The organism is Chelatococcus daeguensis, from assembly GCF_001887265.1.
Classification (GTDB): domain Bacteria; phylum Pseudomonadota; class Alphaproteobacteria; order Rhizobiales; family Beijerinckiaceae; genus Chelatococcus_A; species Chelatococcus_A sambhunathii.
In genome coordinates, this window is the sequence record NZ_CP018095.1 from 3207597 (window position 1) to 3226833 (window position 19237).

General features: G+C 67.6%; 19 protein-coding genes. 12 read left to right on the forward strand and 7 right to left on the reverse strand.

What is annotated here, in order from left to right; all coding sequences use genetic code 11:
• The first annotated feature begins 25 nt into the window (after nucleotides 1–25).
• The 9 genes from BOQ54_RS15260 to BOQ54_RS15300 all read left to right on the forward strand — a co-directional run bounded on the left by BOQ54_RS15260 (nucleotide 26) and on the right by BOQ54_RS15300 (nucleotide 6563).
• Nucleotides 26–793, forward strand: a complete 768-nt coding sequence (locus BOQ54_RS15260) for an urease accessory protein UreD (protein ID WP_245316236.1) — start codon at nucleotides 26–28, stop codon at nucleotides 791–793.
• A 14-nt stretch (nucleotides 794–807) separates the two neighbouring features.
• Nucleotides 808–1428 carry an urease subunit gamma gene (locus BOQ54_RS15265; RefSeq protein WP_071924211.1) on the forward strand — a complete coding sequence of 207 codons (621 nt, stop codon included), beginning with the start codon at nucleotides 808–810 and terminating at the stop codon, nucleotides 1426–1428.
• Between the two features lie 52 nt (nucleotides 1429–1480).
• Nucleotides 1481–1768, forward strand: coding sequence for an AbrB/MazE/SpoVT family DNA-binding domain-containing protein (locus tag BOQ54_RS15270; RefSeq protein ID WP_055460495.1), 288 nt, complete (start codon nucleotides 1481–1483; stop codon nucleotides 1766–1768).
• Nucleotides 1765–2157, forward strand: coding sequence for a PIN domain-containing protein (locus BOQ54_RS15275; RefSeq protein ID WP_055460494.1), 393 nt, complete (start codon nucleotides 1765–1767; stop codon nucleotides 2155–2157). Before BOQ54_RS15270 ends, BOQ54_RS15275 begins: the two co-directional genes overlap by 4 nt.
• A gap of 15 nt (nucleotides 2158–2172) precedes the next feature.
• The gene (gene ureC, locus BOQ54_RS15280; protein ID WP_071924212.1) at nucleotides 2173–3882 is read left to right on the forward strand and encodes an urease subunit alpha; all 1710 of its coding nucleotides are present in this window, start codon (nucleotides 2173–2175) and stop codon (nucleotides 3880–3882) included.
• 93 nt (nucleotides 3883–3975) lie between these two features.
• Nucleotides 3976–4578: an urease accessory protein UreE gene (locus BOQ54_RS15285; protein ID WP_071924213.1), complete on the forward strand. Its 603-nt coding sequence runs from the start codon at nucleotides 3976–3978 to the stop codon at nucleotides 4576–4578.
• Nucleotides 4523–5269: an urease accessory protein UreF gene (locus BOQ54_RS15290; RefSeq protein WP_245316238.1), complete on the forward strand. Its 747-nt coding sequence runs from the start codon at nucleotides 4523–4525 to the stop codon at nucleotides 5267–5269. Before BOQ54_RS15285 ends, BOQ54_RS15290 begins: the two co-directional genes overlap by 56 nt.
• A 28-nt stretch (nucleotides 5270–5297) precedes the next feature.
• Entirely contained in the window at nucleotides 5298–5921 is a 624-nt protein-coding gene (ureG, locus tag BOQ54_RS15295) for an urease accessory protein UreG (RefSeq protein WP_063187059.1), read from the forward strand.
• Between the two features lie 57 nt (nucleotides 5922–5978).
• Entirely contained in the window at nucleotides 5979–6563 is a 585-nt protein-coding gene (locus BOQ54_RS15300; protein WP_071924214.1) for a HupE/UreJ family protein, read from the forward strand.
• A 28-nt stretch (nucleotides 6564–6591) separates the two neighbouring features.
• Here the strand turns inward: BOQ54_RS15300 and BOQ54_RS15305 are convergent, their stop codons facing one another.
• The 6 genes from BOQ54_RS15305 to BOQ54_RS15330 all read right to left on the reverse strand — a co-directional run bounded on the left by BOQ54_RS15305 (nucleotide 6592) and on the right by BOQ54_RS15330 (nucleotide 13500).
• Nucleotides 6592–7596 (reverse strand): aldo/keto reductase, encoded by a 1005-nt coding sequence (locus tag BOQ54_RS15305; RefSeq protein WP_055460521.1) that lies wholly within the window; start codon nucleotides 7594–7596, stop codon nucleotides 6592–6594.
• A 105-nt stretch (nucleotides 7597–7701) separates the two neighbouring features.
• Nucleotides 7702–8979: a multidrug effflux MFS transporter gene (locus tag BOQ54_RS15310; RefSeq protein WP_055460489.1), complete on the reverse strand. Its 1278-nt coding sequence runs from the start codon at nucleotides 8977–8979 to the stop codon at nucleotides 7702–7704.
• Nucleotides 8980–9445: 466 nt separating this feature from the next.
• Nucleotides 9446–10183 carry a peptidase gene (locus BOQ54_RS15315; RefSeq protein ID WP_063187065.1) on the reverse strand — a complete coding sequence of 246 codons (738 nt, stop codon included), beginning with the start codon at nucleotides 10181–10183 and terminating at the stop codon, nucleotides 9446–9448.
• Between the two features lie 101 nt (nucleotides 10184–10284).
• A complete protein-coding gene (locus BOQ54_RS15320) occupies nucleotides 10285–11112 on the reverse strand; it encodes a transglutaminase family protein (RefSeq protein ID WP_055460487.1) in 828 nt (275 codons plus the stop codon).
• Between the two features lie 8 nt (nucleotides 11113–11120).
• Nucleotides 11121–12068, reverse strand: coding sequence for an alpha-E domain-containing protein (locus tag BOQ54_RS15325; protein ID WP_055460486.1), 948 nt, complete (start codon nucleotides 12066–12068; stop codon nucleotides 11121–11123).
• 13 nt (nucleotides 12069–12081) lie between these two features.
• On the reverse strand, nucleotides 12082–13500 hold the full coding sequence (locus BOQ54_RS15330; RefSeq protein WP_071924215.1) for a circularly permuted type 2 ATP-grasp protein: 1419 nt from the start codon (nucleotides 13498–13500) through the stop codon (nucleotides 12082–12084).
• A 250-nt stretch (nucleotides 13501–13750) separates the two neighbouring features.
• Here BOQ54_RS15330 and BOQ54_RS15335 point away from each other — a divergent pair, with 250 nt between their 5' ends.
• The gene (locus tag BOQ54_RS15335; protein ID WP_186437995.1) at nucleotides 13751–16009 is read left to right on the forward strand and encodes a sensor domain-containing phosphodiesterase; all 2259 of its coding nucleotides are present in this window, start codon (nucleotides 13751–13753) and stop codon (nucleotides 16007–16009) included.
• A 21-nt stretch (nucleotides 16010–16030) separates the two neighbouring features.
• Here BOQ54_RS15335 and BOQ54_RS15340 read toward each other — a convergent pair whose 3' ends face one another.
• Nucleotides 16031–16231: a DUF4167 domain-containing protein gene (locus BOQ54_RS15340; protein ID WP_063187073.1), complete on the reverse strand. Its 201-nt coding sequence runs from the start codon at nucleotides 16229–16231 to the stop codon at nucleotides 16031–16033.
• A gap of 556 nt (nucleotides 16232–16787) precedes the next feature.
• Between BOQ54_RS15340 and BOQ54_RS15345 the strand changes: the two genes are divergently transcribed.
• Nucleotides 16788–17831, forward strand: a complete 1044-nt coding sequence (locus tag BOQ54_RS15345; protein WP_063187075.1) for a zinc-dependent alcohol dehydrogenase — start codon at nucleotides 16788–16790, stop codon at nucleotides 17829–17831.
• Nucleotides 17828–19177, forward strand: a complete 1350-nt coding sequence (locus BOQ54_RS15350; RefSeq protein ID WP_071924217.1) for an ABC transporter substrate-binding protein — start codon at nucleotides 17828–17830, stop codon at nucleotides 19175–19177. The genes BOQ54_RS15345 and BOQ54_RS15350 overlap by 4 nt, the downstream gene beginning before the upstream one ends.
• Nucleotides 19178–19237: the final 60 nt, after the last annotated feature.

Below are 19237 nucleotides of genomic sequence, written 5' to 3' on the forward strand. Positions count from 1 at the left end.
CGCTTTCGTGCGCGCGAAAGGCGGCGTGCGCGTCGCATTCGGGACAGCCGGCGAGCGCACACAGGCGCTGACGGTGGCCGAGAGCGGGGGCTACCGCATCCGCTTCCCGCGGAACGCCGAAATCTGCGAAGGCACCCTCATCAACACCGGCGGCGGCATGACGGGCGGCGACCATATGCGGGTCGACGTCACGCTCGCCCCCGCTGCCCGCGCCCTCGTCACCAGCCAGGCGGCGGAGAAACTCTACCGGGCCGAGGATGCTCCCACCCGCATCGACATCGCGCTCAGACTCGGCGCGGGCAGCCATCTTGCCTGGCTGCCACAGGAGATGATCCTCTTCGACCGGGCGCGGCTCGTGCGCCGGCTCGACGTCGAGATGGCGCCGGACGCCTCGCTCACCCTCGCGGAGAGCCTCGTCTTCGGCCGCACCGCCATGGGCGAGGCGGTTACCGAAGGGCGTCTCGACGACCGCTGGTCGATCCGCCGGGACGGCCGGCTCATCTTCGCGGAGGCGGTCAGGCTCGACGGCGGCATCGCGGCCCGGCTCGCACGCCCGGCCATCGGCGGTGAAGCACGCGCGCTCGCCACGATCCTCCACGTCGCCCCCGACGCCGAGGCGCGGCTCGACGCCATGCGCGCGGCCCTCGCCGGCGCGACGAGCGAATGCGGCGCGAGCGCCTGGAACGGCCTGCTCGTCGCCCGGCTGATGGGACCCGACCCGGCGGCCCTGCGCGCCGACATCGTGCGCACGATCGAAACTTTCCGCGGCCGCAGCGTGCCGCGCTACTGGTAGCTGGAGGAGACGCGATGAACCTCACCCCGCGTGAGAAGGACAAGCTCCTGATCGCCATGGCGGCCATGGTCGCCCGCCGGCGCCTGGAGCGCGGCGTCAAGCTGAACTACCCCGAGGCCATCGCCCTCATCACCGATTTCGTGGTCGAAGGCGCGCGCGACGGCCGCTCGGTCGCCGACCTCATGGAAGCGGGCGCCCATGTGCTCACGCCGGAACAGGTGATGGACGGCGTCGCCGAGATGATCCCCGACGTACAGGTGGAGGCGACCTTCCCCGACGGCACCAAGCTCGTCACCGTGCACAACCCCATCCGTGGCGCAACCGGCGCGCTCCAGCCGGGCGAAACGCTGGCCGGGCCGGGCGAACTTGTCCTCAACGAAGGCCGCGAGACCGTGACGCTCACCGTCGCCAACACCGGCGACCGGCCGATCCAGGTCGGCTCGCACTACCATTTCTACGAGACGAACCCGTCATTGTCCTTCGACCGTGACAAGGCCCGCGGCATGCGCCTCGACATCCCCGCCGGTACCGCCGTGCGCTTCGAGCCCGGCCAGACGCGCGAGGTCACGCTCGTTGCGCTCGCCAGCGAGCGCAAGGTCTACGGCTTCCGCCAGCAGGTGATGGGCAGACTGTAAGGCGTACCGTTAAAATGCTATCCTCCTTCAAATTTGTAAGGAGATATCTAATATGACGCACATAGGCGCCTCTACGGTTACCAGCAAGGGGCAGATAACCCTTCCTGCCTCCCTGCGCGACAAGTTCGGCATCAGGTCCGGCGACCTCGTCGAGTTCTTCGAGGGCTACGACGGCACGATCAGGATGCGCATCAGGGCCAAGAGCGCCGCGGCGCTCGCCGGCATGCTAGCCCATCTCAAGCCCGATCCTCGTTTCGGGTCTGACGATGAGGCCATTGCCGCGGAAACGGCTGCGCGTGACGAAAGGTCGAAGCGCTCCGCTTCGGATGAAGCCCCGTGATCGGGCTCGACACGAACGTCCTGCTGCGGGCGTTGACCAACGACGACCCGGCGCAATCGCCGAAAGCGGTGCGGCTGCTCGAGACATTGAGCGCCGAGGCGCCGGGCTTCGTCAACAGTGTCGTCCTTGTCGAGCTCGTCTGGAACCTGCAGCGGCGTTACCGGGCGAGCCGCACCGACGTGATCATGGCCATCGAGGCGCTGCTGGAAAGCCCCGGCTATGTCATCGCGGACCGCGATGCCGTCATCGACGGCCTCGAAATCATGAAAGCGGAGCAACTCGACTTCGCCGACGCCCTGATCGCCGCCCTGAACAAGCGCGCAGGCTGCGACGGCACCCTGACCTTCGACGGAAAGGCGAGCCGAAGCCGGCTCTTCCGTCCCGTCTAGCCAGAAAGGACGCCCATGCCCTTCCCCTTCTCCCGCGCGGCTTACGCGGACATGTTCGGCCCGACCACGGGCGACAAGGTGCGCCTCGCCGACACCGAGCTCTTCATCGAGGTGGAGCGCGACTTCACCACCTATGGCGAGGAGGTGAAGTTCGGCGGCGGCAAGGTGATCCGCGACGGCATGGGCCAGAGCCAGGCGACGCGCGCGCAGGGGGCGGTCGACACCGTCATCACCAATGCGCTCATCGTCGACCACTGGGGCATCGTGAAGGCCGACGTCGGCCTCAAGGGCGGGCGCATCGCGGCGATCGGCAAGGCCGGCAACCCGGACATCCAGCCGAATGTCACCATCGTCATCGGCCCGGGTACCGAGGTCATCGCCGGCGAGGGCAAGATCCTCACCGCCGGCGGCTTCGACGCCCACATCCACTTCATCTGCCCGCAGCAGGTGGAAGATGCCCTGATGTCCGGCATCACCACGATGCTCGGCGGCGGCACGGGCCCGGCGACGGGAACCAATGCGACCACCTGCACCCCCGGCCCCTGGCACATCGAGCAGATGATCCGCGCCGCCGACGCGCTGCCGGTGAACCTTGCCTTCGCCGGCAAGGGCAATGCCGCGCTGCCAGGCGCGCTCGTCGAGCAGATCGAGGCCGGCGCCTGCGCCATGAAGCTGCACGAGGACTGGGGCACGACGCCCGCGGCCATCGACTGCTGCCTCTCCGTCGCCGACGACTACGACGTGCAGGTAATGATCCACACCGACACGCTCAACGAGTCAGGCTTCGTCGAGGACACCATCGCCGCCTTCAAGGGCCGCACCATCCATGCCTTCCACACGGAAGGAGCCGGCGGCGGCCATGCGCCGGACATCATCAAGGTGGCGGGCCTGCCGAACGTGCTGCCCTCCTCCACCAATCCGACACGACCGTTCACGGTGAACACACTCGACGAGCATCTCGACATGCTCATGGTATGCCACCACCTCGATCCGTCGATCCCCGAGGACCTCGCCTTCGCCGAGAGCCGCATCCGCAAGGAGACGATCGCGGCCGAGGACATCCTGCACGACATCGGCGCCCTTTCGATGATGTCCTCCGACAGCCAGGCCATGGGCCGCGTCGGCGAGGTCATCACCCGCACCTGGCAGACGGCGCACAAGATGAAGGTGCAGCGCGGCCATCTGCCCGGCGAGAGCGGCAACGACAATCAGCGAGTCAAGCGCTACATCGCCAAATACACCATCAACCCGGCCATCGCCCACGGCGTCTCGGCCCACATCGGCTCGGTCGAGGTCGGCAAGCTCGCCGACCTCGTGCTGTGGTCGCCGGCCTTCTTCGGCGTGAAGCCGGACCTCATCGTCAAGGGCGGCACCATCGCGGCCGCCGCCATGGGCGACCCCAACGCCTCCATCCCGACGCCGCAGCCGGTGCACTACCGACACATGTTCGGCGCCCTCGGCAAGGCCCTGACGGAGACGAGCGTCACCTTCGTCTCCAAGGCCGCCCTCGACCGCGGCATCGATCACAGGTTGGGCGTCGAGAAGAAGCTGCTGCCCGTCGACAACACCCGCTCCGGCATCTCCAAGGCCTCGCTCATCCACAATGGCGCGACGCCGGATATCCATGTCGATCCGGAGACCTATGCCGTGACGGCCGACGGGGAACTGCTTGTCTGCGAGCCGGCCAAGGTGCTGCCCATGGCGCAGCGGTATTTCCTGTTCTGATGCAGATACATCCGACATCGGGCAGGTTAGTAGCACAAACGCCGTTTCCTGCTACTAACGCGGGCACATCGCCCGACTGAACTGGAGAACATCATGCTCCGTGCCGCTTCCGTCGTCCGCCGCCCGGCCGTCAAGGCCGAGCGCGTCGTCGACACCGTCACCCTCGTTCATGACGACCGCCACCGCCGCCGCGTGACCCTGACCGCCGACGGCGGCCTCTCCTTCCTGCTCGACCTCGACAAGGCGACCGTGCTCGACGACGGCGACGCCCTGAAGCTCGAGGACGGGCGGCTCGTCGCCGTGCGCGCCGCGCCGGAAAAGCTCATTGAGATCCGCGCCGAGAGCCCGCTGAGGCTACTCAAGGTCGCCTGGCACATCGGCAACCGCCACACGCCGGCCGAGATCGCGGCGGACGCCATCTTTATCTCCGACGACCCTGTACTCGCCGAGATGGTGCGCGGTCTCGGCTGCGCCGTCGCCAGGGTGGAACGCCCCTTCCGCCCCGAGCGCGGCGCCTACGATCACGGCGGGCACGATCACGGGCATGGTCACAGCCACGGGCCTGATCATTCCCATGGGCACGACCACGCGCATCACCATGAGCATGGCGCCTGCGATTGCGGCCACGATCATCACGACCATGACCATCACGAGCATGGCCACCACCATCACGATCACGGGCATGACCACAGGTGAGGCGGCGCCCGCCGGCGCCTCGCCCATGCTGACCCTGATGACGTGGCTGTCGCCGGCCTTCCCGGTCGGCGCCTTCGCCTACAGCCACGGGCTCGAATGGGCGGCCGAGGCCGGCGATATCCGGGATGCGGCGAGCCTTGAGAACTGGCTCGCCGACATCCTCGCCCACGGCGCCGGCCGCAACGACGCCATCCTGCTCGCCGCGTCCCACCGGGCTGTGACGGCCCGCGACCGAGCTGCCCTCGCCGGCGTCGCGGAGCTGGCGCTCGCCCTCGCCACGACCCGCGAGCGGCTGCTGGAGACCGTTACCCAGGGCAATGCCTTCGTGCTTACGGCCCGCAAGACCTGGCCGACGCCCGCCTTCGACCTGCTGAACGGCGCGTGGGAGGGCGACGTCGCCTATCCCGTCGCGCTCGGCGTCGCGGCGGCGGGCCACGGCCTGCCGCTCGCCATGACGCTTGAAGCCTTTCTCGCCGCCTTCACGGCCAATCTCGTCTCGGCCGCCGTGCGCCTCGGGGTCGTCGGCCAGACCGACGGGCAGGCGGTGACGGCCGCGCTCGTGCCCCTCTGCCGGCAGGTGGCGGGCGAGGCCGAGGCGGCGGGCCTCGACGATCTCGGCGGCGCCGCCTTCCGCTCCGATCTCGCCTCGCTCAGGCACGAGACGCAATATACCCGCCTGTTCCGCTCGTGAACGGGCCGAGCCTCAAGGAGACGAACCCATGCCCTCCCCCAACGGTCCCCTGCGCGTCGGCATCGGCGGCCCCGTCGGCTCCGGCAAGACGGCGCTGATGGAGGCGCTGTGCAAGCGCCTCGCTGGCACCTACGACCTGTGCGCCATCACCAACGACATCTACACGAAAGAGGACGCCGAGATCCTGACGCGCACCGGCGCCCTGCCGGCCGAGCGCATCATGGGCGTGGAGACCGGCGGCTGCCCGCACACGGCCATCCGCGAGGATGCTTCCATCAATCTCGCCGCCGTAGACGAGATGATGCGCCGCTTCCCCGGGCTCGACCTCGTGCTCATCGAATCCGGCGGCGACAATCTCGCCGCCACCTTCTCGCCCGAGCTCGCCGACATCACCATCTACGTCATCGACGTCTCGGGCGGCGAGAAGATCCCGCGCAAGGGCGGGCCCGGCATCACGCGCTCCGACCTCCTCGTCATCAACAAGATCGACCTTGCGCCTCATGTCGGCGCGAGCCTCGCCGTGATGGAGCATGACACCAGGCTCATGCGTCCGTCGCGGCCTTACGTCTTCACCAACATCCGCAGCGGGGAAGGCGTCGAGACGGTGGCGCGCTTCATCGAGGAGGCCGGCGGGCTGAAATCGGCTGCGTGAATGGCCCGACATTTGCGTGATGCGGCAGCAACAGCGCAACCAACGAGGCCAGCATCCATGCCGACCAGAACCGCCCGCCTTGCCGCCCTCGGCGTCCTCACCCTCGCCGCATCCCCGGCACTCGCCCACACCGGAGCGGGCGCTGCCGCGAGCTTCATGGACGGTTTCCTCCATCCGCTCGGTGGCCTCGACCATGTCCTCGCCATGGTCGCCGTCGGCCTGTGGGCCGGCGTCTCGGGCGGCCGCGCGGTCTGGTCCTATCCCCTCGCCTTCCTGTCCTTCATGGTCGTCGGCGGCCTCTTCGGCATCGCCGATGTCGGCCTGCCCGCCGTCGAGATCGGCATCGCCCTGTCCGTCGTGGTGCTCGGGGCGGCGCTCGCTTTCGGCCTGAAGCTGCCGGCGGCCGCGGGCGCCGCACTTGTGGCGGCCTTCGCCGTCTTCCACGGCCATGCGCACGGGGCCGAGATGGCGGCCGGCGCCGATGCGGCCGGCTATGCCGTGGGCTTCGTCGCCGCCACGGCCCTGCTGCACGGCATCGGCATCACGCTCTCCCCCCGCGCCGTGCCGCGCCTGCCGCTCATGGCGACGCGCGCGGCCGGCGGGGCGATGGCACTCGCCGGCATCGGTCTGCTCGTTCTCTAGGCAGAATGCCCGATCGGGCGGCAGTGCGTCACGCGACCGGCCGCCCCTCCACCGGATAGGCTGGGTCGATATATTGCGGAATGGCCGTCGTCCCGGGCCGCACCACGGCATCGACGGCCGCTTCGTCGTCCGCGTCGAGGGAAAGATCGAGCGCGGCGAGATAGGCCTGCCACTGCTCCATGGTGCGCGGCCCGGCGATGACGCCGGTCATCAGCGGATTGGCTAGTACCCACGCGCCGGCGAAGGCGCCCATGTCATGGCCGCGCCGGTCGCAATGGGCCTTGAGCCGCGCGGCGGCTTCGAGATTGGCGGGGTGGAACTCTGTCTCGCCCATGCGCTTGTCGCCGCTCGCGGCCCGGCTGCCCTCGGGGGCGGCGGCACCGGGCGCATACTTGCCCGTCAGCACGCCGCGCGCCAGCGGGCTGTAGGCGACCGTGCCGATGCCGAGCGCCGTGCAGGCCGGCAGCAGCTCGACCTCCGCCGGGCGATAGAGCGCATGATAGTAGAGCTGGCACACCACCGGCCGGTCGATGCCGATCTCGTCGCACAGCGCCGCGATGCGTGCCACGCGCCAAGCCCGGTGGTTGGAAACGCCGAAATAGCGCACCTTGCCGGCCCGGATGAGGTCGGCCATGGCGTGCACGGTCTCCTCGAGCGGCGTCTCGTTGTCTTCCTTGTGCAGGTACTGGATGTCGATGGTCTCGACGCCGAGGCGCCGCAGCGAATCCTCTGTCGCCTGCATGATCCAACGGCGGGAGAGGCCGCGCCGGTTGGGCCCCTCGCCCATCGGATTGGCGAGCTTGGTCGCCAGCACCCAGTCGAAGCGCTGCGCCCGGATGGCGCGGCCGACGATCTCCTCCGAGCGGCCATCGTTGTAGGCGTCCGCCGTGTCGATGAAATTGACGCCCGCCTCGCGCGCATGGGCGATGATGCGTCCGGCCTCGGCCTCGTCCGTGCGCCCGCCGAACATCATGGTGCCGAGGACGAGGCGCGACACCGTCAGGCCCGAGCGGCCGAGCCGCCGCATGGGCATCGTCTGCGTCATGGGATCATCCCGCAAGCTGTGGGGCCTGAGGCCCGGAAAGAGGCGCGATGAGACCATGAAAGCCCAGGCCGGACAACCCGGCCGGGCATTGCTCTATCGCGTTGCTTCGGCCTGGTGCGGATTGAACAGCCGGCCCCGTTCCGCCCACAGCACCACGGCGAGGCAGGCAAGGCCGAGGCCGAGATAGCCGCCGCACAGGGGAATGACCGTGCCGTCGAAGGTGCGGCTGATGAGGGCGCCGGTGATCGCGCTCGCAACGGTGGAATAGAAGCCGATGAAGGACGAGGCGGTGCCGGCGATGTCGCCGAGCTCGTCCATCGCCATGGCGTTGAAATTGGGCATCGTCAGGCTGAAGAGGAAATGGCTGACAGCCAGCAGGCCGACGAAGACGGAGAGCGGCGGCAGCCCGCCCGTGGCAAGGGCGATGACGAGCAGCAGCCCCGTCGTCACGCAGAAGCCGCAGAGCGCGGCATGGGACATGCGGCGCATGCCGAAACGGCCGACGAGCCGCGAATTGAGGTAGGACGCCACGCCCTGCATGATCCCGAGCAGGCCGAAGACGAGCGGGAAGCCGACGGGGCCGAGGCGGTAGCCGTCGGTCTCGAAGACCTGCGCCGCAAGGCCGATGTAGATCATGATGCAGCCCTGCATCAGCATGATCGCGGTCGCGTAGCCGAAGGACAGGCGCGAGGCGAGGATGCGGCGCACGTCGACGAGGATCGGCCTGACGGCCGCGGGCTTGCGATAGGCCGGGTTGAGGCTCTCCGGCATGCGCAGCGCGAACCAGGTGAAGATGAGGACGGCCATGACGAACATGGCGACGACGATCATGTGCCACTCGCTCGCCGCGAGGATGGCGCTGCCGACGGCCGGCGCGATAATCGGCACGGTGATGAACAGCATCATGACGAGCGACATGACGCGCGCCATCTCGCGACCGGAATAGCGGTCGCGCACAAGGGTGACGACGAGCACGCGCGCCGCCGCCGCCCCCGTGCCCTGCACGAAGCGCGCCACGAGCAGCATGTGGAAGCCGTCGGCCATCAAAGCGAGCCCGGTGCCGGCGACATAGATGGCAAGACCCGCCATCAGCGTCGGCCGGCGGCCGACGACGTCGGCCACCGGGCCGAAGAACAGCTGCATGATGCCGAAGCCCGCCATATAGGCATAGACGACGAGTTGCAGGTCGTTGCCGTCGACGACGCCGAACTCCTGCTGGATAGGGCCGAAGGCCGGCAGGATGCTGTCGATCGAAAAGGCGGCAAGACTCATCAGCAGCGCGACGAGCGCCACGAACTCGAAGAACGGCGGGTAGGCCGGCGCGAAACGCTCGCCACCGGTCTGGGGCTGGGTCGACAGGTCGGTTCGCATGACAAATCCGTCGCATCCCTGCCGGCAGGCGGGTGCGGCCATTCTCAGGATGATGACCGTTCTACCCGCGACCGCCCCGCGCCGGCAAGGAAGGACGAGACCTAGCTGCGGGGAAATATATGCATGATATGCATGTCGCCCGTCTTAATGCCGTCAAAGAGGCGCGTATGGCGCATGATGCCAGCGCGGCGCGGCCGTCGGTTCATGCGAAGCGCGCCCATGCCGAAAAACGCTCCGGCTCGCCCTCCCCGTCCCGCCCGCGCTTATCGCGACCTCCACACACGCCGGCACTAAGCTGAAAGGCTTGAATGGCAACAGCAACGCGCCCGTTGCGTCTCTTCGAAGTGACGCAAATCGGGCAGGCCCAACCTGCTTTGGGCAAGTCCGGCCAAGACGGGGGCCGTTGCGCTCCGCGGCCCTCCACTTCGCACCACGCAAAGTGATAACCACCAGCCGTGGGCAGCGATCACCCGATCCACGGCGGGCGCGGGATGGCGAGATGCGCCTGGCGCAGGGCTTTCGACCAGCGCTCGCGCAGGTCGCGGAAATAGGGCTCGTCCGGCGCGATGCGATAGGAGATGGCTGCCTTCAGTTCGTCGCGCCGGCACGCCGCCACATCGACCGGCAGGCCGACGCTCAGGTTGGAGCGCAGGGTCGAATCCATCGAGATGAGCGCGAGCTTCAGCGCATCGAGCAGCTCGACGTCATAGGAGATCGAACGGTCGAGGATGGGTTTGCCGTACTTGTGCTCGCCGATCTGGAAATAGGGCGTGTCCTGCGTCGCCTCGATGAAGTTGCCGGCGGCATAGACCTGGAAGAGACGCAGCCGGCGATCCTTGATCTGACCGCCGATCAGGAAGGTCACGTCGAAGGACATGCTCTGCTGCTGCAGGGCCTCGCCGTAGGTGCCGTAGACCCTGCGGATCGCATCGCCGACGAGCGTCGCCGCCTCGAACATGCTCTCGACGTCCATCAGCGTCCTGCGCATGCCCGCGTCCGTCTCGATGCCCTCGGTGAGCAGGGTCATGACCGATTGGGAGATCGACAGGTTGCCGGCGGTGGCGAGCATGATCACGCGCTCGCCCGGCTCCTCCAGCACGGTGAGCTTGCGGAAGGTGGCGATGTTGTCGAGCCCGGCATTGGTGCGGGTGTCGCCCAGCATCACGAGCCCCTCGCGCACCAGGATGCCGACACAATAGGTCATGGCTGCGCCCGCCTTTCCCGCAATATCCCTCGCCGCCGGCTTTCGGGCGGCGACGTTGCGATAGAACGAAGCCGCGCCCCGAGGCAAGCCCGCGTCTACCCTCAGCTCTGGATCTGGCGCCGGGCGTGCTCCACGCGCACGCTGACGTCGAGGCTCTCCTGCCCGCCACCGTAGCGGCTGCCGAGGATCGGCGCGGCCCCGTGGTAGTCGAGCGCGGCGGCGAGCCTTACATAGGCGTCCGTTGGCGAGAGGCCGTGCGCGGGGTCGAAGCCGACCCAACCAAGTCCGCCGACATGGGCCTCGGCCCAGGCGTGCCCCGCCTCCTGCACGACGAGCCCGTCATGACGCAGAAGATAGCCGGACACGTAGCGCGCCGACACGCCGAGAACGCGCGCGGCACTGATGAAGATGTGAGCGAAGTCCTGGCAGACGCCGTGGCCGAGGGCGAGCGCCGCGCCCGCCTTCGTCGCCGTGGTCGTCGCCTCGGTGTCGAAGGCCATGCGGGCGTGGATCATGCCCGACAGGTCGTGTAAACCGACGATGGGATCCCGCCTCATCGCCTCGCGCACCTCGCCCGCAAGCGCGAGGATCGCATCGTCTGGCTCGGTGAGTGTCGTCGTGCGCAGGAAGAGGCCGGGCGGGAAGCGCTCCACCGTGCCGCGCACGACGCCGGCACTGTCCTGCGTCTCCACCTCCCCATCGACCGTCACCGAGAAGGACTGGATCGGCCCCTCGAGCGTGAAGGCATGGGTGATGTTGCCGAGCGCGTCCTCCCCCGCCTTAAGCCGGCACGGGGCGTCGACATCGATGCGCCAGTGGCGCACGTGCTGGCCTTCGTGGCCGCGCGGCGTCAGGCGCAGAAGCTGGATCGCCGACTTTGCGGGCGGGGAATAATCGTAGCGGGTGGTGTGCGACACACGGATGCGCATGGCCCGGTTCAGCTCAGGTATTGCTCGGCGATGGCTGCACCGAGCTCGTTGTTTTGGGCGAGGAAGCTCTCGACGAATTCATGCAGGCCCGACTGGAAGATGGTCTCGATGGAGGTGTTGCCGAGACGCATGTGAACACTGCGGGCGAGGCGCTGACTGTTGCCCTGCCAGCCATAGGCCGTGGAGAGCTCGTCGAGATAGCCGTTGATGCTGCGGTAGCAGGCAGCAAGCGAGCGTGGCATGTCTTCCTTGAGGATGAGGAGATCCGCCACGAGCCAAGGTTTGACGCTGTCGCGATAGACCCAGCGATAGCTCGTCAGCGCCGAGACGGAGCGCAGGATGGAGGCCCACTGGTAATAGTCGAGCCCGCCGCCGACTCGTGCATGATCCGGCAGGAGCACATGGTATTTCACGTCCAGGATACGGGCGGTATTGTCGGCGCGCTCGGTGCACAGGCCAAGGCAGGTGAACCAGAAGGCGTCCGTGCGCAGCATGGTCCGATGGGCCGAGCCGTCGAAGCGCAGTGCCGCCTCCTTGGCGAAGGCGAGGAAGCGCGGCAGATCGGCGAGCGACACGCCGCGGTCGACCCAACCCTGCATGGTCAGATAGCTGTCGTTGATCGCCTCCCACATCTCGATGGTCAGCGCCGTGCGCTCGGCGCGGGCATTGGCGCGAGCGATCTCGAGGCAGCGCCGGATGCTGGAGGGATTCTCCGGCGAGACGGCCAGGAAGTGGACCACCGCCTCCGGCGTCACCTTCTCGTGCGCGGCGGCGTAGGCAGCGGTGCAGCCCGCCGTGGCGATGGCCGAATCCCACTCGCTGGTCAGCCCGCCGTAAGCGGTCGGCAGCGAGGAAAGGCGATAGGCGGCATCGAGAATGCGCGCCACGCTGTCGGCCCGCTCCATGTAGCGCGCCATCCAGAACAGATTGTCGGCCGTGCGGGAGAGAAGCGTCATCGGTCGTTCGCCATCATTCGCCCAGGATCCAGGTGTCCTTCGTGCCACCGCCCTGGCTCGAATTGACGACGAGCGAGCCTTCGACGAGCGCCACCCGTGTCAGCCCGCCGGGGACAATGCGCACCTTGTCGGCGCCGGTCAGCACGAAGGGGCGCAGGTCGACGTGACGCGGGGCGATGCCCGAGCCGACGAAGGTCGGGCAGGTGGAGAGCGCCAGCGTCGGCTGGGCGATGAAATTGTCGGGCCGGCGCTTGAGCTTCTCGGCGAAAAGCCGTCGCGTCGCCGCATCCGCCGCCGGGCCGACGAGCATGCCGTAGCCGCCCGAGCCGTTGACCTCCTTGACGACGAGGTCCCCGAGATGGTCGAGGACATAGGCGAGCGCCTCCGGCTCGCGGCAGCGCCAGGTCGGCACGTTCTGCAGGATCGGTTCCTCGCCGAGATAGAAGCGCACGATCTCGGGCATATAGCTGTAGATCGCCTTGTCGTCGGCGACGCCCGTGCCCACCGCATTGGCCAGGCTCACGTTGCCCGCCCGATAGGCGAGCATCAGCCCCGGCACGCCGAGGACTGAATCAGGTCGAAAGGCGAGCGGATCGAGAAAATCGTCGTCAATGCGGCTGTAGATGACGTCGACCCGCTTGGGCCCTTGCGTGGTCCGCATGAAGACCGTCTCGTCGCGCACGAAGAGATCACGTCCCTCCACCAACTCGACGCCCAGCTTGTCGGCGAGGAAGGAGTGCTCGTAGTAGGCGCTGTTGTAGGGCCCTGGCGTCAGCAGCACCACGCACGGCTCCTCGCCGCGTCGCGGCGCGATGGAGTGAAGCGTCGCGAGCAATTCGTCCGGATACCCGTCGACCGGCGCGATGCTCTGGCGGGAGAACAGTTCAGGGAAGAGCCGAATCATCGCCTCCCGATTCTCCAACATGTAGGAAACGCCGGAGGGCGTGCGGGCATTGTCCTCGAGCACATAGAACGTATCGGCATCGACGCGCACTACGTCGATGCCGGCGATCGCAACGTAGATGTCGCCTGCGAGGCGCAATTGCGCCATCTCGGGCCGAAAGTAGGGATTGCAGAGGATGAGCTCTTCAGGGATGACACCCGCACGCACGATCTCGCGATGGCCGTAGACATCCTTTAGGAGGGCGTTGAGCGCCTTCACCCGCTGCTCGAGCCCGTGGGACAGCTTGCGCCACTCGTTCCCGGCGATGACGCGGGGAATGATGTCGAAGGGGATGAGCCGCTCCTGGGCCGCCTGTTCGCCGTAGACGGCGAAGGTGATGCCGATGCGGCGAAAAAGGAGTTCTGCCTCCTTGCGCCGCTGATCGAGGAGTTCCGCAGGGGCCTCATCGAGCCACCGCTTCAGTGCCGCGTAGCACGGCCTGCAACCCTCTCCGAAGCCGCCCATCTCGTCGAAGGCTCTCGGCGTCATGTGTCCTCCCGCAGCAACGCGCCTTGACGAAGCCTATCAAATTGCGTGCCAAATCGCCCGTGGAAAGCTGAAGCGAGGTGGGAGCCGCCACATAGCCGCCCAAGAGATGGGCAAACTGATCTCGGATTGGCCGGAAGCATGCCCTTTCAGTGGCCAGTCCGCCGGGCCGGCAGGGACCGAGGCAGTCTATTGTCGGCGGGCATCAAGATTCTATGATGGATCGATTCGTTGAATGCACGCGGGTCTTCACATGCTGCCATACCCGATCGCAGGGGATGAGGAGGCCCGTCTACAGTCCCTCGAGATGCTGGGTATCGTCGGCACCCCCACCGGGCCTGACTTCGATGCCGTGGTGCGATTGGCAGCATCCTTCTTCGATTGCCCGATCAGCGTGATCTCCTTCCTCGAGAAGGACAGGCAGTGGTTCAAGGCCCGGCACGGCCTCGACATCGAGGAGACGCCGCGGCGCTACGCCTTCTGCAACTACGCCCTCGTCGAGAATGGCGTCTTCGTGATCAAGGACACGCACGCCGACCCGCGCTTCCACGACAACCCGTTCGTCCAGGGCCCACCCTACGCACGCTTCTATGCCGGCTGCCCACTGCGCAGCGACAGCGGCCACCAGCTGGGCACGCTGTGCCTGCTCGACACGAAGCCGAGGAGCTTCGACGCGGACAAGGCCCGCATACTGACCGAATTCGGCCAGGTGGTGGAGGGGCTGATCCGCGCCCACGCCAACGCGGTCAAGCTTGCCGTGTCGGAGGCCAATGCCCGGTGTCAGAGCGAGGCGCTCGCCCGCCGCAACAGGCTGCTCGCGCAGACGGAGCACCTCGCCTCGATTGGCGGATGGGAATATGACGCCGCGACGGGGGAAATCATCTGGTCGGACGAAGTCTACCGCCTGCACGATCTCGAAATCGGCAGCCGCCTGCACATCGACGATGTGGTCGCCCGCTACACGCCGGAGGCCGGCGCCGCCATGCGACGCCAGCTGGAGCTGACCGCAAGCACCGGCAGTCCTTGTTCCTTCGAGGCTGACCTCGTCACCGCCGCCGGCGAGCGGCGCACCGTGCGCGCGATCGGGGAGCGTGTGGCGGGCGACGACGACGGCCACGTGCGCGTCGTCGGCGTCGTCCAGGATGTAACTCGCGAGATCGAGGCCACCCAGGCCCTGTGGCGGGCGGCTCACCTTGACGGGCTGACCGGTGTCGCCAACCGCGCCGCTTTCAAGACCCATCTCGAGGCGGTGGTGGATAGAGCCGCCGCCGCCGGCAGGCCCGTCTGGCTCCTGCTGCTCGATCTTGACGGCTTCAAGGAGATCAACGACACCTGCGGACACCATGTCGGCGACCGGGTGCTGATCGCGGTCGCCGAACGGCTCGGGCAGATCTGCAGCGGCCGGGATATGTTCCTCGCCCGCCTCGGCGGCGACGAATTTGCCATCGTCTGCGACGAGAGCAGCCAGGTAGACGGCGCCGAGCGGGTGGCTGCTCGTGTCGTCGCCGCCATTCGAAAGCCCATCCGCATCGGCAGCGATCGCCATTACGTGACGACGACGGTCGGCCTTGCCACCTATCCGACCGATGCCACGACAGCCGACGGACTGCTGAAATGCGCGGATGTGGCCCTCTACACTGCCAAGCGGCGCGAGCGCGGCGCGGTCGGAACCTACGCTCCGGAGGTCGCATCGCTGTTCGATGAACGGCGGCTGGCCGTCGAGACCGTGCGCAAGGCCCTTGCGAGCAACCGGCTCGTGCCATTCTACCAGCCCATCGTGAAGCTGCGGAACGGCCAGCTCAGCGGCTATGAAGCTCTCGTGCGGATCCGCGGGCGCGACGGCATGCTTATGTCACCGCAGGCCTTTTCCCACGCCTTCGCCGACCAGGACAGCGCTCGGCGCATCGGCGAGCGCGTCCTCAACCTGGTGACCTCCCATCTCGCCGAACTGCGCGCCGAAGGTTTCGAGGGACCGATCGTCATCGGCGTCAATGCGAGTGCGGCAGAATTCGCCGGCGGCGACTTCGCCGAGCGCTTCCTGCGCCAATTGCGCGCCCGCGATATTCCACCGTCCTGGATCAAGCTGGAGGTGACCGAGACGGTGCTGATGGGCGAGCAGGCACGTAACGTCCGCCTCGCGGTCGAGGAACTGAGCGAGGCCGGCGTGCCGATTGCGCTCGACGATTTCGGCACGGGCTATTCGTCGCTGACGCACCTCCGGGACTTCCCGATCAACTGCATCAAGATCGACCGCTCGTTCGTCGCCGGCATCGGTCGGGAAGCTGAAAGCCCGGCCATCATCCGTGCCCTCATCGAACTCGCGCACAATCTCGGCCTGACGGTCATCGCCGAGGGTGTCGAGACGGACGTGCAGCTCGAGTTCCTGCGCGCCATCGGCTGCGACGCGGCGCAGGGCTTCCGCTTCAGCAAGGCCGGGCCGTTCGACATGTTGCGCTCGCAGCTGCGCAAGCAGGATCGGCCCGCCCCGCACTATCCCGCACGCCTGCGCTGACGAGGGGCCGGCGCGGGCCGGCTACGGTTCGTTCCGTCCCTTGCTCAGACGCAGATAGTGTTCGGCATATTGATAGAAACGTTCGGCCTCGATGCGGTGTCCGATGCGCTCTTCGCCGCGAGCGAGCGCGAGATAACGCTCATAGGTGCGGCGCGCCTCGGCGCCGGCCGGTTGCCGGTCCGCCGAGCGCGGGCGGATAGCCTGGGATTCATCCTGGTTCATGGGTCATGACCGTGAAGCCGGCCTCGCCGGCTCCGCTTGCATTCACGCCCGGCTCAGCCGAGCACGTCGGCGACGATGGCCCGCAGTTCGCCGCGCGACAGACCGCAAGGTTCGGGATGCCAGATTGGCTCCTGGGCCCGGCGCATCATTGCCACGCCCGACCGACGAGACGTCTCGGGTCGCCGGGCAGGCCCGGTCGCCACCACATGCGGCGCCGGACGCGCCCGGGCAACCACGCTCTTCAACTTCTCCATTTTACTCATGATCTGTCCGCCGCGATCATAGCCGCAGCAATGTCCTTCTTGTTCTGGGTAAACGGGCATCGGGGTGCGGTCGACGCAACCCCAAGATCAGCTGTCCTCCCGGCCCTTCCGCGCATCCTGCGCATCGGAACCTGCCCGAGACGCTGATATGGGAGGGCAATGCGGCGCTTTCAAGTCGCCGCAACCGCCGCGTGTCACTGAACCCGCGCCGCCGCGCTGATACGATTGTAATGACAGAATTACATCTGTATAAAGGAGTCGCATTCGGAACGGGCGACCAACGGGGCGACCATATGGGCAAAGCTCTTTTCCTCCACGGCGCGCACGATGCACGGGTCGCCCCCTTCAACCTGCGCGAGGGGCAGCCCGGCGAGGCGCTGCTCGAGGTGGCGGCCGTCGGCCTGTGCGGCAGCGACCTGCACTATTACAAGGACGGCGGCATCGGCTCGGCCAGGATCCTTGCGCCTTTCGTGCCGGGTCACGAGTTTGCCGGCTATCTTGCCGAGGACCTGCCGGCACGCGGGCTGGCCCGCGGCGACCTCGTCGCGGTCGACCCCAACCATGCCTGCGGCCACTGCGACCATTGCCGCTCGGGCCACCCCAACCTCTGCCCCAACGTCGAGTTCATCGGTGCCCCGCCGTTCGACGGCGCCATGACCGAGCGCATCTGGGTGCCGGAAGACCTGATCGTGCCGCTGGCCCATCGCTTCACGCCCGAAGAGGCGGTGATGCTGGAGCCGCTCGGCGTCGCCATCCATGCAGTCGACCTCGCCAAGCCCCGGCTTCTGGAACGGGTGGCGCTCGTCGGCTGCGGCCCGATCGGTCTTCTCATCCTGCAGGTACTCAAGGCGGCCGGCGCCGGCGAGATCCTCGCCGTTGACCCGCAGCCGCACCGCCGCGACCTCGCCACGAAGCTCGGCGCGACGCGCGCGGGCGCCTCGGTGGCCGAGATCCGCGATTGGACGAAGGGCGAGGGCTGCCCGCTCGTGGTGGAAGCCACCAATGCGCCCGAAGGCTTCCGCGATGCCGTGCTCGCCGCCCGCATCGGCGGGCGCGTCGTCCTCGTCGGCATCCCGGACGGGGACACCTACACGCTGCCGGCCGCCGAGGCGCGCCGGCGCGGCCTCAAGATCAAGTTCGCCCGGCGGATGGGGGACGTCTATCCGCGGGCCATCGAACTCGTCGCGACCGGCAAGGTCGACGTGAACGTGCTGGTCAGCCACCGCTTCACGCTGGACGAGGCGCCGGAGGCCTTCCGCCTGCACGCCGAAGACGCCCCCGGCATGGTCAAGAGCATCATTTTTCCGAACGACAATAATCAGGGGAGACGCTCATGAGACTGTTCACGCATGCCGCGGCCGGTGCGCTCGCGCTCGCTGCCGCGGCCCTCTGCGCGCCGGCGCAGGCGCAGGACTGGTCGCTCGAGAAGGCGGCCGAGCCGCTGAAGGGGACGCAGATCAACGTCGTCTTTCTCGACCGCCCCGGCTATCGCGCCATCATCCAGCTGCTGCCGGAGTTTGAGAAGAAGACGGGCATCAAGGTCAATTACGAGATCGTGCCCTACGAGAGCTCGCGCGAGAAGCAGGTCCTCAACTTCAGCTCCAACGGCGACCTCACCATCGCGCTCGTCGACCTCGTCTGGATCGGCGAATTCGCCGAGAACGGCTGGATCGTACCGGTGGAGAAATTCACCAGCGACCCCGCGATCACCGATCCGAAGCTCAATCTCGACGGTTTCTTCCCGCTGCTGCTCGACGCCTTCGGCTCCTGGGGCGGCAAGGTCTACGGCCTGCCTTTCGACAACTATTCGGGCCTTCTCTTCTACAATCAGTGCATGCTGCAGGAAGCCGGCTTCGATAAGCCGCCGGAAACCTGGCAGGAGCTCTACGAGACCTACGCGCCGAAGCTCACCGATAAGGCGAAGAACCGCTTCGCCTTCGCGCTGCAGTCGCGTCGCGGCGAGACGCAGTCCGCCGACAGCTTCATGCGCGTGCTCTGGCCCTTCGGTGGCTCGCTGCTCGACAAGGAGTTCAAGTCGAACCTGCTCAGCGAGGAGAGCCAGGCCGGCCTCAAGTTCCGCCAGGACCTGATGCAGTACATGCCGCCAGGCATCGTCTCCTATGATCATGCCGAGGCGGTCAACGCCCTTGCACAGGGCCAGGTCGCGATGATCACCGAATGGTCGGCCTTCTATTCGACGCTCATCGACCCGGCGACGTCGAAGATCGTCGACTGCCTCGCCGTCGCGCCCGAGCCTTCCGGCCCGGCTGGCCGCCTGCCGGCCCTCGGCGGCTTCTCGCTCGCCGTCGCCGCCCAGGCGCCGGAGAAGGAGCAGAAGGCCTCCTGGCTGTTCATCCAGTGGGCGACCTCCGAGGACATCGCCCGCGCCTATGTGGAAGCCGGCGGCGTCTCCGGCCGCAAGAGTATCTACGAGGATGCCGACATCAAGGCCAAGTACAAGTTCGTCGAGCCGATGGTCGCCTCCTGGCAGAAGGGCGTGCCGGAGTTCCGTCCGCGCTTCCCCGCCTGGCCGGCCATCTCCGAGATCATCGCCGAGTGGGGCACCAAGATGATGCTCGGCGAGGTGTCCACCGAGCAGGGCGCCAAGGAGATCGGCACCCGCATGGAAGACATCCTCGCCAAGGAAGGCTACTACGACGGCAAGAAGGCGCTGCTGCAGTAACGAGACGCTCCGCCGGCCCGGGCGAACCCCGGGCCGGCCGGCATCGTCCCAACGTGTGAC

Excerpts from the sequence above, each read along its gene's own strand:
- BOQ54_RS15265 (WP_071924211.1), top strand. The coding sequence starts at position 808 with ATGAACCTCACCCCGCGTGAGAAGGACAAGCTCCTGATCGCCATGGCG.
- BOQ54_RS15270 (WP_055460495.1), top strand. The coding sequence starts at position 1,481 with ATGACGCACATAGGCGCCTCTACGGTTACCAGCAAGGGGCAGATAACC.
- ureC (WP_071924212.1), top strand. The coding sequence starts at position 2,173 with ATGCCCTTCCCCTTCTCCCGCGCGGCTTACGCGGACATGTTCGGCCCG.
- BOQ54_RS15285 (WP_071924213.1), top strand. The coding sequence starts at position 3,976 with ATGCTCCGTGCCGCTTCCGTCGTCCGCCGCCCGGCCGTCAAGGCCGAG.
- BOQ54_RS15290 (WP_245316238.1), top strand. The coding sequence starts at position 4,523 with ATGACCATCACGAGCATGGCCACCACCATCACGATCACGGGCATGACC.
- ureG (WP_063187059.1), top strand. The coding sequence starts at position 5,298 with ATGCCCTCCCCCAACGGTCCCCTGCGCGTCGGCATCGGCGGCCCCGTC.
- BOQ54_RS15300 (WP_071924214.1), top strand. The coding sequence starts at position 5,979 with ATGCCGACCAGAACCGCCCGCCTTGCCGCCCTCGGCGTCCTCACCCTC.
- BOQ54_RS15305 (WP_055460521.1), bottom strand. The coding sequence starts at position 7,596 with ATGCCCATGCGGCGGCTCGGCCGCTCGGGCCTGACGGTGTCGCGCCTC.
- BOQ54_RS15310 (WP_055460489.1), bottom strand. The coding sequence starts at position 8,979 with ATGCGAACCGACCTGTCGACCCAGCCCCAGACCGGTGGCGAGCGTTTC.
- BOQ54_RS15315 (WP_063187065.1), bottom strand. The coding sequence starts at position 10,183 with ATGACCTATTGTGTCGGCATCCTGGTGCGCGAGGGGCTCGTGATGCTG.
- BOQ54_RS15320 (WP_055460487.1), bottom strand. The coding sequence starts at position 11,112 with ATGCGCATCCGTGTGTCGCACACCACCCGCTACGATTATTCCCCGCCC.
- BOQ54_RS15325 (WP_055460486.1), bottom strand. The coding sequence starts at position 12,068 with ATGACGCTTCTCTCCCGCACGGCCGACAATCTGTTCTGGATGGCGCGC.
- BOQ54_RS15330 (WP_071924215.1), bottom strand. The coding sequence starts at position 13,500 with ATGACGCCGAGAGCCTTCGACGAGATGGGCGGCTTCGGAGAGGGTTGC.
- BOQ54_RS15335 (WP_186437995.1), top strand. The coding sequence starts at position 13,751 with ATGCTGCCATACCCGATCGCAGGGGATGAGGAGGCCCGTCTACAGTCC.
- BOQ54_RS15340 (WP_063187073.1), bottom strand. The coding sequence starts at position 16,231 with ATGAACCAGGATGAATCCCAGGCTATCCGCCCGCGCTCGGCGGACCGG.
- BOQ54_RS15345 (WP_063187075.1), top strand. The coding sequence starts at position 16,788 with ATGGGCAAAGCTCTTTTCCTCCACGGCGCGCACGATGCACGGGTCGCC.
- BOQ54_RS15350 (WP_071924217.1), top strand. The coding sequence starts at position 17,828 with ATGAGACTGTTCACGCATGCCGCGGCCGGTGCGCTCGCGCTCGCTGCC.